Below are 13,400 nucleotides of genomic sequence, written 5' to 3'. Positions count from 1 at the left end.
TAAACGTATGTTTCAAACAACTGTTTGACCGCCACAACAAATCCACGCGGTCGTTCATTCCCGGTTACATCAGCAGAGGTTTATCGCTATGCCTGACTACAAGGCCCCCTTGCGTGATATTCGCTTCGTTCGTGACGAGCTGCTCGGCTACGAAGCGCATTATCAGAGCCTTCCGGCTTGCCAGGACGCAACTCCGGACATGGTTGACGCCATTCTCGAAGAAGGCGCCAAGTTTTGTGAGCAGGTGCTGGCTCCGCTGAACCGCGTGGGTGACATCGAAGGTTGCACCTGGAGCGAGTCCGGCGTGAAAACCCCGACCGGCTTCAAGGAAGCCTACAAGCAATTCGTCGAAGGCGGCTGGCCAAGCCTGGCCCACGACGTGGCGCACGGTGGTCAAGGTCTGCCCGAGTCCCTGGGCTTGGCAGTCAGTGAGATGGTCGGCGAATCCAACTGGTCGTGGGGCATGTACCCAGGCCTGTCCCATGGCGCGATGAACACGATTTCCGAGCACGGTACGCCCGAGCAGCAAGAGGCTTACCTGACCAAGCTGGTTTCCGGTGAATGGACCGGCACCATGTGCCTGACCGAACCTCATTGCGGTACCGACCTGGGCATGTTGCGCACCAAGGCCGAACCGCAGGCAGACGGCTCCTACAAGGTCACCGGCACCAAGATCTTCATTTCCGCTGGCGAACACGACATGGCCGACAACATCGTCCATATCGTCCTGGCACGCCTGCCGGACGCACCGGCCGGCACCAAGGGTATCTCGCTGTTCATCGTGCCCAAGTTCCTGCCCAATGCTGACGGCACCGTCGGCCAGCGCAACGCCGTGAGCTGTGGTTCCCTGGAACACAAGATGGGCATCCACGGCAACGCCACCTGCGTGATGAACTTCGACGCGGCCACCGGCTTCCTGATCGGCCCGGCGAACAAAGGCCTGAACTGCATGTTCACCTTCATGAACACTGCCCGCCTGGGTACCGCGCTGCAAGGCCTGGCCCACGCCGAGATCGGCTTCCAGGGCGGCCTGAAATATGCCCGCGACCGCCTGCAAATGCGCTCCCTGACTGGCCCGAAAGCGCCGGACAAGGCGGCTGACCCGATCATTGTCCACCCCGACGTGCGTCGCATGCTGCTGACCATGAAGGCCTTCGCCGAAGGTAACCGGGCGATGGTGTACTTCACCGCCAAGCAGGTCGACATCGTCAAGTACGGCGTGGATGAAGAAGAGAAGAAAAAGGCCGATGCGCTGCTGGCGTTCATGACGCCGATCGCCAAGGCATTCATGACCGAAGTCGGTTTCGAATCCGCCAACCACGGCGTGCAGATCTATGGCGGCCACGGCTTCATCGCCGAGTGGGGCATGGAGCAGAACGTTCGCGACAGCCGCATCTCGATGCTGTACGAAGGCACCACCGGCATCCAGGCGCTCGACCTGCTGGGCCGCAAAGTGCTGATGACCCAAGGCGAAGCGCTCAAGGGCTTCACCAAAATCGTTCACAAGTTCTGCCAGGGCAACGAAGGCAACGAAGCAGTCAAAGAGTTCGTAGGACCTCTGGCTGCCCTGAACAAGGAATGGGGCGAGCTGACGATGAAGGTCGGCATGGCGGCGATGAAGGACCGCGAAGAAGTCGGCGCGGCATCCGTGGACTACCTGATGTACTCCGGTTATGCCTGCCTGGCCTACTTCTGGGCCGACATGGCGCGACTGGCTGCGGAAAAACTCGCTGCCGGCACCACCGAAGAGGCGTTCTATACCGCCAAGCTGCAGACCGCGCGTTTCTACTTCCAGCGTATCCTGCCGCGTACCCGCACTCACGTGGCGGCCATGCTGTCGGGTGCCAATAACCTGATGGACATGAAAGAAGAAGACTTCGCGCTGGGCTACTAAGCCTTACGCGGTACTTCCCCAAAGCCGCTGCGTTCTTCGGAACGCAGCGGCTTTTTCATGCCCGCTTTAAATAAACTGTGGGAGCGGGCTTGCTCGCGAAAGCGTCGTTTCAGGCAGTACGTAGGTAACAGAGACACCGCCTTCGCGAGCAAGCCCGCTCCCACAGGGTATCGGTGTGATCTGAAACAATATTCATCCCGCCAGCCCCTAAGAAAACCTTCGCGCCTGCCGTTACAGCGATGGCAGTGTGACATCTGTCACATCTTCCGTGCCTTACTGCCCCATTAGCAGGCACAATGCCATCTTTGATCAGCCGGGTCGGAGCTTTACCCTTGCCGCGTTCTTCCGCTATACGTTTCAGCCATTTCCTACCGTCGCTGCTGCTATTGCTGGCGGGGCTCGGGGCTGCCTACGTCAAGGATCTCAACGTTTTCTTCACGTCACTGTTCAACGTCCTGCCGACCCTGGTGTTGCTGCTGGGCGGGGCGTATTGCGCTGTCTACCGGCGCCAGCGTGAGCTGTTTCTGATGGTCACGGTGTACATCGCCTACTTCCTGCTGGACACCCAGACTGACTTTTTTCGCGATAACGGCAAGGTGCGCGAAGACGCGGCCGTGGTGTTCCACCTCGTCTGCCTGCTGCTGCCGCTGTTGTTCGGGTTGTTTGCCGCGTGGCAAGAGCGTACTCATCTGTTCCAGGACATGGTGGCGCGGTTCGCGGTGCTGTTGGTGTTCGGCAGTGTCGCGCTGGCCCTGGAGCAGAGCTTCCCCCAGGCGTTGCTGTTGTGGCTTTCGGAGATCCGTTGGCCGGCGTTGCATGGCGCCTGGATGAGTCTGATCCAGTTGTCCTACCCGGTGTTCGCCGCCGCCTTCCTGTTGCTGGCCTGGCAATACTGGCGCAACCCTCGGCCCTTGCACGCGGCGCAGCTGGTGGGGCTGCTTGGATTGTTCTGGATGCTGCCGAAAACCTTCATCCTGCCGTTCACCCTGAACATCATGTGCAGCCAGGTGATGTTGATGATCGCCGCGGCGGTTGCCCATGAGGCCTATCAGATGGCATTCCGTGATGAACTCACCGGTCTGCCGGGACGTCGGGCGCTGAATGAACGCATGCAACGCCTGGGGCGCAATTACGTGTTGGCGATGAGCGACGTGGACCATTTCAAGAAATTCAACGACACCCACGGCCACGACGTGGGCGATCAGGTGCTGCGCCTGGTGGCGAGCAAGTTGTCGAAAATCGGCGGTGGCGGTAGGGCGTATCGCTATGGCGGTGAAGAATTTGCCTTGGTGTTCGCAGGCAAGACCATTGATGAGTGCATGCCTCATCTGGAAGTCATCCGACAGTCCATCGAGACGTACAACATCCAGTTGCGTAATCCCGACAGTCGCCCCCAGGACGATCAACAGGGTCGCCAGCGCCGCGCCGGGGCTGGCGCGTCCAGCGTTTCGGTGACGGTCAGCATCGGCGTGGCCGAACGCCTCGAGCAACGCACCCCCGAAGAAGTGCTCAAGTCGGCCGACCAGGCCCTCTATAACGCCAAGGGCGCGGGGCGCAATTGTGTGATCGCCTTTGGGCAGAACCGGCGCGGCGCGGTCCGCATGGAGGCCGCCGCGGGTTGAGTGATGACGGCGCATTCAGCGTCTGGACAGTGATTGTGAGCGTCGATGGCCGGCAGTAGGTTGCAATGATCTGCTACCGGAGAAAACCACCATGCCCGAGTACAAAGCCCCGCTGCGCGACATGCGCTTTCTGATCGATCACGTTTTCGATTTCCATGGCCGTTATGCCGAGCTGGGCGCCAGCGATGCCAGCCCGGACATGGTCAGCGCGATTCTCGAGGAAGGTGCACGATTCTGCGAGAACGTGCTGGCGCCGCTCAATCGTTCCGGTGACGAGCAAGGCTGCCATTTCGACAACGGCGTGGTCACTACGCCTACAGGTTTCAAGCAGGCTTTCGCACAATACGTGGAAGGCGGCTGGCATGGGCTGGCGGCGGATCCGGTGTATGGCGGCCAGGGCCTGCCCAGTTCCTTGGGACTGGTCATCAGCGAAATGGTCGGTTCCAGCAACACCTCCTGGGGCATGTACCCGGGCCTGACTCACGGTGCGATGTCGGCCATCCATGCCCATGGCACCGAAGAACAGAAACAGACCTATCTGAGCAAGCTCACCGCCGGCCAGTGGACGGGCACCATGTGCCTGACCGAAGCCCATTGCGGCACCGACCTGGGCATCATCAAGACCCGCGCCGTGCCTCAGGCCGACGGCAGTTATGCGATCACCGGCAGCAAGATCTTCATCTCCGCCGGTGAGCACGACATGAGCGATAACATCATCCATCTGGTGCTTGCCAAACTGCCGGACGCGCCCGCCGGGACCAAGGGCATCTCGCTGTTTATCGTGCCCAAGTTCCTGCCCGACAGCACGGGTGAAGCAGGGGCGCGCAATGGGGTGAGCTGCGGCTCGATCGAACACAAGATGGGCATCAAGGCCTCGGCCACCTGCGTGCTGAACTTCGACGGCGCCAAGGGCTTCCTGATCGGCGAGCCGAACAAAGGCCTCAACTGCATGTTCACCATGATGAACCACGCCCGGCTCGGCACCGGCATGCAGGGGCTGTGTCTTGGCGAGGCGAGCTTCCAGGGTGCCATCCGATATGCCAACGACCGCTTGCAGATGCGCTCGCTGACCGGGCCCAAGGCGCCGGAAAAAGCCGCCGACCCGATCATCGTCCATCCGGACGTGCGCAGGATGTTGCTGACCATGAAAGCCTTCAATGAAGGCAACCGGGCGCTGACCTACTTCACTGCGCAACTGCTGGACACCGCGCACCTGAGCAAGGACGAGAATGCCCGCCAGGAGGCCGAAGACCTGTTGGCCTTCCTGACGCCGATTTGCAAGGCCTTCATGACCGATACCGGGCTTGAGGTGACCAACCACGGCATGCAGGTGTTTGGCGGGCACGGTTTCATTCGTGAATGGGGCATGGAGCAACTGGTGCGAGACTGCCGCATCGCGCCGATCTATGAAGGCACCAACGGCATCCAGGCCCTGGACCTGCTGGGGCGCAAGGTGCTGGGCAGCCAGGGCAAGTTGCTGCGCGGCTTCACCAAGATCGTTCACAAGTTCTGCGCCGCCAACGCGGCGCATCCGCAGTTCAAGGATTATGTCGCGCAACTCGACGGGCTCAACCAGCAATGGGGCGAACTGACCACCCGGGTGGGCATGGCCGCCATGAAGAATCCGGACGAAGTGGGCGCTGCCTCGGTGGATTACCTGATGTACAGCGGCTACATCATCCTCGCGTACCTGTGGCTGCGCATGGCGTTGGTGGCCCAGGCGCAACTCGACGGTGGCGACGGTGACGCGGACTTTTGCCGTGGCAAGCTGGCGACCTGTGAGTTTTACTTCAAGCGTCTGCTGCCGCGCACGGCCGCCCATCGGGCTGCTGTCGAAGCCGGGAGTGATTGCCTGATGAAGCTGCCGGCGGAGCTGTTCGCCCTTTAACGAGCGGTTGAAACACAAAACCTGTGGCGAGGGAGCTTGCTCCCGCTGGGACGGTCCGACGCCTCGGGCGAAGCGGCCCCATGTTTTGCGATTGCTGCGCAATCGAGCGGGAGCAAGCTCCCTCGCCACAATAATCGCGTTGGATTCCTTTGTGACTAAAATTAACAAAAAGGTCACAGGATGACCCTATGTGTCGCAAAAGTTGTTGAGGTACACTCCAGCCATTGCCGAAACCCTTTCCTACGAACCAATTGTTTAGATCCTGCGAGGTTTGCCATGGCTGACTACAAAGCGCCCCTGCGCGATATGCGCTTCGTCCTCAATGAAGTGTTTGAGGTCGCAAAGCTCTGGGCCGAACTGCCGGCGCTGGCTGAAACCGTAGACGCTGAAACCGTCGAGGCGATCCTTGAAGAAGCCGGCAAGGTCACCAGCAAAAGCATCGCGCCCCTCAGCCGTGCCGCTGACGAAGAAGGTTGTCACTGGGCCGACGGTGCTGTCACCACGCCGGCAGGTTTCCCACAGGCCTACAAGACTTACGCTGAAGGCGGTTGGGTCGGTGTCGGCGGTGACCCGGCCTATGGCGGCATGGGCATGCCCAAGGCCGTTTCGGCCCAGGTCGAGGAAATGGTCAACTCCGCCAGCCTGTCCTTCGGTCTGTATCCGATGCTGACCGCCGGGGCTTGTCTGTCGATCAATGCCCACGCCAGCGAAGCGCTGAAGGCCGCGTACCTGCCGAACATGTACGCCGGTGTCTGGGCGGGCTCCATGTGCCTGACCGAGCCTCACGCCGGTACCGACCTGGGGATCATTCGCACCAAGGCCGAGCCCCAGGCGGATGGTTCCTACAAGGTCAGCGGCACCAAGATCTTCATCACCGGTGGCGAACACGACCTCACCGAGAACATCATTCACCTGGTGCTGGCGAAGCTGCCGGACGCGCCGGCTGGGCCGAAAGGCATTTCGCTGTTCCTGGTGCCCAAGTTCATGGTCAATGCCGACGGCAGCCTGGGCGCACGTAACGCGGCCAACTGCGGCTCGATCGAACACAAGATGGGCATCCAGGCGTCCGCCACCTGCGTAATGAACTTTGACGAAGCCGTGGGCTACCTGGTGGGTGAGCCGAACAAAGGCCTGGCGGCGATGTTCACCATGATGAATTACGAGCGCCTGGGCGTCGGTATCCAAGGCCTGGCCACCGGCGAGCGCTCCTACCAGAACGCCGTCGAATACGCCCGTGACCGCCTGCAGAGCCGTTCGCCTACTGGCGCGCAGAACAAGGACAAGGTCGCCGACCCGATCATCGTCCACCCCGACGTGCGCCGGATGCTGCTGACCATGAAAGCCTCGAACGAGGGCGGACGAGCGTTTTCCACCTACGTGGCGATGCAACTGGACACCGCCAAGTTCAGTGAGGACGCGGCCACCCGCAAGCGCGCCGAAGATCTGGTGGCGCTGTTGACCCCGGTCGCCAAGGCGTTCCTGACCGACCTGGGCCTGGAAACCACCGTCCATGGCCAGCAGATTTTCGGGGGCCATGGCTACATCCGTGAGTGGGGCCAGGAACAGCTGGTGCGTGACGTGCGCATCACCCAGATCTACGAAGGCACCAACGGTATCCAGGCGCTGGACTTGGTGGGGCGCAAGATCGTCGGCAGTGGCGGGGCGTTCTACAAATTGTTCGCCGATGAAATTCGCCATTTCACTCGCACCGCGAGCAATGACCTGGCGGAGTTTACCCAGCCGCTGAATCAAGCTGTCGGTACGCTGGATGAGCTGACCGCGTGGCTGCTGGACCGGGCGAAAACCAATCCGAATGAAATCGGTGCGGCCTCGGTGGAATATCTCCAGGTCTTCGGCTACACCGCCTACGCCTACATGTGGGCGTTGATGGCCAAGGCTGCCTTGGGTAAGGAAAACCAGGACGATTTTTACGCGAGCAAGCTGGGGACCGCGCGTTTCTACTTCGCCCGCCTGCTGCCACGCATTCATTCCTTGAGCGCTTCGGTGAAGGCGGGGAGCGAGTCGCTGTTCCTGCTGGAAGCCGCGCAGTTTTGAAACATGGCGTCATGTAAGCATTTGCTTACATGACGTGCTGGCGTTTTCCCTCTACCGGTCGATTGGATCCACGGCTAATCTACTTCACATGGACGTCGCGCAGGATGCGCATAAGCAACAACACGGACACGTAGGATTCTGCCAGGAAGGCGGAGTGAAATGGATGTCAGGGAAACAGTCTGCAAAGCCCCGCTTCGGCGGGGTTTTCTTTTGCCTGCGTTTTTTGTCGATGCACAGGCGTGAGCCTTCCCACTGATGGCGGTTGAACCCTGACGAGCGGTCATGGGTCAATGAGCTATATGGCAATGCAGCCATCGCCCATCAGGAGCCCACCATGGATTTCATTCGTATCATCATCGCCATTCTGCTGCCGCCGCTGGGTGTATTCCTGCAGGTCGGTTTCGGCGGGGCCTTCTGGCTGAACATTCTGCTGACGCTGCTGGGTTACATCCCGGGCATCGTGCATGCGGTGTACATCATCGCCAAGCGCTGAGGGTCCGGCACGGATCTGAAGGCTCTGATCCCTATTGTGGGAGCGGGCTTGCTCGCGAAGCGGTGTGTCTGTCACGTCAATGTTGAATGTGCCGACGCATTCGCGAGCAAGCCCGCTCCCACAGTCTTTGGTCGTTCTATAAGCCGTATTCCATCACCCGGCGATAGAACAACCACTCATGCTCCAGCGCATGAGCCTGGTTCGCCGCCTTGCGAAAGCCATGGCGTTCGTCCGGGTAGTAATAGGCCTGCACCGCAACGCCCTTGTTCTCCAACGCCTTCACCATGTCGCGGGTCTGCTGCGGTACGACCACGGCATCCAACTCGCCCTGGAAGAAAATCACCGGCACGCGGATTTGATCGGCGTGCAGCAGCGGGGTGCGGGCGCGATAGCGTTCGGCATCCTGGCGGGGGTCGCCGATCAGCCAGTCCAGGTAATCGCCCTCGAACTTGTGCGTTGCGCGGGCCAGGGCCACAGGATCACTGACGCCGTAGAGGCTGGCACCGGCGCGGAACACATCGTGGAACGCCAGGGCACACAGTGTCGTGTATCCACCGGCACTGCCGCCGCGGATGAACGCACGGCGGCCATCGATCAAACCCTGTTCGTCCAGATAGGAGACCACCGCGCAGGCATCCTCGACATCCACCACACCCCAGTTCAAATGCAGCGCCTGCCGATACGCCCGGCCATAGCCGCTACTGCCTCGGTAGTTGAGATCGGCGACGGCAAAGCCGCGGTGGGTCCAGTACTGGATACGTGGATCAAACACCGGATAACAGGCCGAGGTCGGGCCGCCGTGGATGAACACCACCAGGGGTGGTTTCGCATCGGCGGTCATGGCCGGATAAAAGAACCCATGGGCCTCTTCTGAGGCCGAGGGGTAGCGCAGGGTTCGCGGACGGCTGATCTGCTCGACGGGCAGCGGCGCGAGGCCACCGGCCAATACCGTGACTGCATGGCCTTGGCGCTCGATGGCGATGACGGCCGACGGGGTGGTCGGCGAGGCGGCTATCGCATAAATGAACCGCTCATCCAGCGCCAGGCTGCGAAACCGGCTATAGGCGCCAGTGAAGTCCTCGCCAGCAGCGTCGCTGCGACACAGGCCCAACCGTCCGAAACCCGCTTCGGTCCAGCTCGCCAAGTACGATTGCTCGCCCAACGGCAGCCAGGAGCATCCTCCTAGTTGCCACGGCGCGGACCCATGGTCGGCCTCGGCGGCGAGCAGCGGCTCCAGGCCGTTGGCCGACTCCACCCAGGGCTGCCAGAAGCCCGCGCGGTCCGTCAGGCAATAAAGACGATCGGCCGCATCGAAACGCGGCTGCTGGATGGATTCGCCATCGCCTTTGCCCGCCACACAGCGCGGCTCACTCCAGCCCGAGGCATCGCGTTCGGCCAGCATCAAGCGCGTTGCCGTCCACGGTTGATGCGGACGGCTCCACTCAACCCATGCCAGCCGACGGCCGTCCGGGCTCAGGGTGGGCGAGGCGTAGAAGTCCGCGCCTTCAGCCAACAAATGCCTTTGCTGATCCACCAGTGCGATTGACACTAAGCGATGCTGGTTGGCCTGTTCCTCCACCGCCAGCACCTGTCCGAAGGCGAAACTGAGGTCACCGTAGCGACAATCGCCAGAGGTCAGCGCCACAGGGAGCGGGTCGGCCAACGATTGGTGATACAGCTGCTGGTCGGCCTCATTGACGAACAGCACGCCGTTGTCGCTCAGGCAGAACGATCCGCCGCCGTATTCATAGACCCGGCTACGTGCGCTGAAACCGTCCGGCGTCAGGCAACGGGCCTGGTGGTTTTGCCAGTGCCAGATCCGGCAAGCGCCGTCCTCGGGCCGGTATTCGTTCCAGAACAGGCCCAGGGGCCCGAGCTGCAGTTCGGCGAAGTCGGTGCCGGCGGCAACGGCCTGGGCGGCGCTGAACGGGTCAGCCTTTGGCGATAAGGTGCGAGTTTCGTTCATTGCGAAAGGCCAGTTGCTCAATGGTTTGCGTGGCGTGCTCGGCGTCTGCGCGAGCCTTTAGAATCACCCCGTGATGTTCGGATTTACTGCACACCGGATCGGCGTTGCTGGCGTCGCCCGTGAGCATGAACGCCTGGCAGCGACAGCCGCCGAAATCCTTTTCCTTTTCATCGCAGGACCGGCACGGTTCGGGCATCCAGTCATAGCCGCGAAAGCGATTGAAGCCGAACGAGTCGTACCAGATGTGCTGCATGCTGTGGTCGCGCACGTTGGGAAACTGCACCGGCATCTGGCGGGCGCCATGACAGGGCAGCGCGGTGCCGTCCGGCGTGACCGTCAGGAAGATACTGCCCCAGCCGTTCATGCACGCCTTAGGACGTTCTTCGTAATAGTCAGGCGTGACGAAGATCAACTTGCACGGATGCCCCTGGGCTTCCAGCCTGGCGCGATATTCGTTGGTGATCCGCTCGGCGCGCACCAGTTGCTCTTGGGTGGGCAACAGACCGACGCGGTTGAGCTGGGCCCAGCCGTAGAACTGGCAGGTGGCGAGTTCGACGAAGTCGGCTTCAAGGGCGATGCACAGCTCGATGATGCGGTCGATCTTGTCGATGTTGTGCCGATGAGTGACGAAGTTCAGCACCATCGGATAGCCGTGGGCCTTCACCGCCCGGGCCATTTCGAGTTTTTGCGCGAAGGCTTTTTTCGAGCCGGCCAGCAGGTTGTTCACCTGCTCGTCGCTGGCCTGGAAACTGATCTGGATATGGTCCAGACCGGCCTTCTTGAAGTCGCTGATCTTCTGTTCGGTCAAGCCGATGCCGGAGGTGATCAGGTTGGTGTAGAAGCCCAGCCTGCGGGCCTCGCCGATCAGTTCGGCGAGGTCCTGGCGTACCAGCGGCTCGCCACCTGAAAAGCCCAACTGCGCGGCGCCCATTTCCCGGGCTTCGCGAAAGACCTTGAACCACTGCTCGGTGCTCAGCTCCTTGCCCTGCTCGGCAAAGTCCAGCGGGTTGGAGCAGTACGGGCATTGCAACGGGCAGCGATAGGTCAGCTCCGCCAGCAACCACAGCGGCAGGCCGATCGCCGGCTTGTCAGGCGAGGGTGATCCAATGCTCTGCACGGGCGACCTCCATGAATTGCTCGATGTCGTCACCGAGTTCCGGCACGTCGGGGAACTGTTTGGCCAGTTCGCCGATGATGGCCGCGACATCCCGTTCGCCATCGATCAAACCGCCGATCAGGGCAGCGCTGTCGTTGAGCTTGATCATGCCTTCAGGATAGAGCAGCACATGGCCTTTCTGTGCCGGCTCGTACTGGAAGCGATAGCCGGGGCGCCAGTGAGGGGTTTTGCTGCGGTCGAAACTCATAAAGGGATTCCTTTGTGCCACACCCGTTGCCCGGTCACGCTGTGATAGGGCGGGCGGTTCAATTCGTAGGCCATGCTCATGGCGTCGAGCATGCTCCAGAGGATGTCCAGTTTGAACTGGAGAATCTCCAACATGCGCTCCTGACCTGCGCGAGTGGTGTAGTGCTGCAAGGTAATCGCCAGCCCATGTTCCACATCACGCCGGGCCTGGCCCAGGCGGGTACGGAAATACTCATAGCCGGCCGGATCGATCCACGGGTAGTGCTGGGGCCAGCTGTCCAGGCGCGACTGGTGGATCTGCGGGGCGAACAGTTCGGTCAGTGAGCTGCTGGCGGCTTCCTGCCAACTGGCCCGGCGGGCAAAGTTGACGTAGGCATCCACCGCGAAGCGCACGCCCGGCAATACCAGTTCCTGGGAACGCAGTTGATCGGGATCCAGGCCCACTGCCTGGCCGAGGCGCAACCAGGCTTCGATGCCGCCGTCTTCGCCGGGCGCGCCGTCATGGTCGAGCAGGCGCTGGATCCACTCGCGGCGGATCTCCCGGTCCGGGCAGTTGGCCAGGATCGCGGCGTCCTTGAGCGGGATGTTCACCTGATAGTAAAAGCGGTTTGCGACCCAGCCCTGGATCTGCTCGCGAGTGGCGCGCCCCTCATACATCGCCACGTGGTACGGGTGATGGATGTGGTAATACGCACCTTTGGCGCGCAGGGCCGCTTCGAACTCGGCGGGGGGCAGGGGGGTGTTAGTCATTGCGGTTCTCCGGGAATACCCAGCGGCGGTTGTGGTGCCTGGTCTGGCCTCTTCGCGAGCAAGCCCGCTCCCACATTGGTTTTGCAGCGTATGAAATATCCAGCACTACTCGAACTACTGTGGGAGCGGGCTTGCTCGCGAAGGCGTCCCTCCAGCTTGCGTCGGCGTTGACTGACACAGCGCAAACTCACTTCCACCATCGTCCAGTCCTCCCTACAACTCAATACTCATTCCGTCGTAGGCCACTTCAATCCTTCGACGTACCAGTTCAGCCCGCTCGGGCGAGTCTTCGTCCAGGATCGGGTTGGTGTTGTTGATATGGATAAGGACCTTGCGCGGCTCGGGCAACTGCTCCAGTACCTCAAGCATCCCGCCGGGGCCGTTCTGCGCCAGGTGGCCCATTTCCCGACCGGTACGGGTGCCGACGCCACGGCGCTGCATTTCATCGTCGTCCCACATCGTGCCGTCCACCAACAGGCAATCGCTGCCGGCCATGATCTCCAGCAACGGCCCGTCGACCTTGCCCAGGCCCGGGGCGTAGAACAGCTTGCCGCCGGTGCGCAGGTCTTCGACGATCAGCCCGATGTTGTCGCCGGGGTGTGGGTCGAAGCGGTGCGGTGAATAGGGTGGCGCGGCGCTGCGCAGCGGCAACGGGCTGAAGCGCAGGTTGGGACAGGCCGGGATGGTGAAGCTCTGGTCGAGTTCGATGCGGTTCCAGCTCAAGCCGCCGTTCCAGTGGGTCAGCATGTTGAACAACGGGAAACCGCTGCTCAGGTCCTCGTGGACCATGTCGGTACACCAGACCTGATGCGGGCAACCTTCGCGCAGGCTGAGCAGGCCGGTGGTGTGGTCGATCTGGCTGTCCATCAGGATGATGGCGCCAATCCCGGTGTCCCGCAGGGCTCGGCCGGGCTGCATCGGGGCGAAACCCTGGAGCTGGGCGCGAATGTCCGGGGAGGCGTTGCACAGTACCCAATTCACCCCGTCATCGGAAATCGCGATGGACGACTGAGTACGCGCCTGGGCCCGCAGGCTGCCGTTGCGAAAGCCTGCGCAATTGGCGCAGTTGCAATTCCACTGGGGAAAGCCTCCGCCGGCGGCGGAACCTAGAATCTGGACGAACATGGCCGCTCCATCTGCAAACCGAAATAAAAAACGCCCCGGCTGACCGAGGCGTTGTGCTGCATGCTTAACTGCCTGCAACCATCAACGGCTGGCGAAGTACATGGTGACTTCGAAGCCGATACGCAGGTCGATATATGCGGGTTTGGACCAGGACATGGAAATACTCCTTTGGTTGGGGTTGGACGTGTGAGACCTATACATATAGTCCACCTCCGTTCGGAGATGTTCAGATGCGCAGGCGGCT

Annotated in this window: 11 protein-coding genes; 5 read left to right on the top strand and 6 right to left on the bottom strand. The window is 61.5% G+C overall.

The genetic code is table 11. The annotated features are described in order from the left end of the window. Positions 1-88: 88 nt before the first annotated feature. The 5 genes from RGM2987_RS16890 (at position 89) to RGM2987_RS16870 (ending at position 7,952) form a co-directional block, all read left to right on the top strand. A complete protein-coding gene (locus tag RGM2987_RS16890) occupies positions 89-1,894 on the top strand; it encodes a phenylacyl-CoA dehydrogenase (RefSeq protein ID WP_245143322.1) in 1,806 nt (601 codons plus the stop codon). 332 nt (positions 1,895-2,226) lie between these two features. Beyond that, positions 2,227-3,516: a GGDEF domain-containing protein gene (locus RGM2987_RS16885; RefSeq protein ID WP_245143320.1), complete on the top strand. Its 1,290-nt coding sequence runs from the start codon at positions 2,227-2,229 to the stop codon at positions 3,514-3,516. A gap of 91 nt (positions 3,517-3,607) precedes the next feature. Further along, entirely contained in the window at positions 3,608-5,404 is a 1,797-nt protein-coding gene (locus RGM2987_RS16880; protein WP_245143318.1) for an acyl-CoA dehydrogenase C-terminal domain-containing protein, read from the top strand. Positions 5,405-5,680: 276 nt separating this feature from the next. Next, entirely contained in the window at positions 5,681-7,459 is a 1,779-nt protein-coding gene (locus RGM2987_RS16875; protein WP_245143316.1) for an acyl-CoA dehydrogenase C-terminal domain-containing protein, read from the top strand. Positions 7,460-7,793: 334 nt separating this feature from the next. Further along, positions 7,794-7,952 carry a YqaE/Pmp3 family membrane protein gene (locus RGM2987_RS16870; RefSeq protein WP_003177654.1) on the top strand — a complete coding sequence of 53 codons (159 nt, stop codon included), beginning with the start codon at positions 7,794-7,796 and terminating at the stop codon, positions 7,950-7,952. A gap of 136 nt (positions 7,953-8,088) precedes the next feature. Here RGM2987_RS16870 and RGM2987_RS16865 read toward each other — a convergent pair whose 3' ends face one another. The 6 genes from RGM2987_RS16865 to pqqA form a co-directional block, all read right to left on the bottom strand. Beyond that, complete coding sequence (locus RGM2987_RS16865; RefSeq protein WP_245143313.1) at positions 8,089-9,918, bottom strand: S9 family peptidase; 1,830 nt, start codon at positions 9,916-9,918, stop codon at positions 8,089-8,091. Beyond that, a complete protein-coding gene (gene pqqE, locus RGM2987_RS16860; RefSeq protein WP_245143310.1) occupies positions 9,884-11,035 on the bottom strand; it encodes a pyrroloquinoline quinone biosynthesis protein PqqE in 1,152 nt (383 codons plus the stop codon). Before pqqE ends, RGM2987_RS16865 begins: the two co-directional genes overlap by 35 nt. Next, positions 11,007-11,282 (bottom strand): pyrroloquinoline quinone biosynthesis peptide chaperone PqqD, encoded by a 276-nt coding sequence (gene pqqD, locus RGM2987_RS16855; protein WP_245143308.1) that lies wholly within the window; start codon positions 11,280-11,282, stop codon positions 11,007-11,009. The genes pqqE and pqqD overlap by 29 nt, the downstream gene beginning before the upstream one ends. Continuing rightward, entirely contained in the window at positions 11,279-12,031 is a 753-nt protein-coding gene (gene pqqC / locus RGM2987_RS16850; RefSeq protein ID WP_245143306.1) for a pyrroloquinoline-quinone synthase PqqC, read from the bottom strand. Before pqqC ends, pqqD begins: the two co-directional genes overlap by 4 nt. A gap of 213 nt (positions 12,032-12,244) precedes the next feature. Next, positions 12,245-13,156 (bottom strand): pyrroloquinoline quinone biosynthesis protein PqqB, encoded by a 912-nt coding sequence (gene pqqB / locus RGM2987_RS16845; protein ID WP_245143304.1) that lies wholly within the window; start codon positions 13,154-13,156, stop codon positions 12,245-12,247. Positions 13,157-13,237: 81 nt separating this feature from the next. Beyond that, positions 13,238-13,312: a pyrroloquinoline quinone precursor peptide PqqA gene (gene pqqA / locus RGM2987_RS16840; RefSeq protein ID WP_003177660.1), complete on the bottom strand. Its 75-nt coding sequence runs from the start codon at positions 13,310-13,312 to the stop codon at positions 13,238-13,240. Between the last annotated feature and the right edge of the window lie 88 nt (positions 13,313-13,400).

Origin of the sequence: Pseudomonas sp. RGM2987, from assembly GCF_022952855.1 — a bacterium.
Taxonomy (GTDB): domain Bacteria; phylum Pseudomonadota; class Gammaproteobacteria; order Pseudomonadales; family Pseudomonadaceae; genus Aquipseudomonas.
The sequence above is the reverse complement of the archived record's forward strand: the minus strand, read 5'-3'. Positions and strand labels throughout refer to the sequence as shown.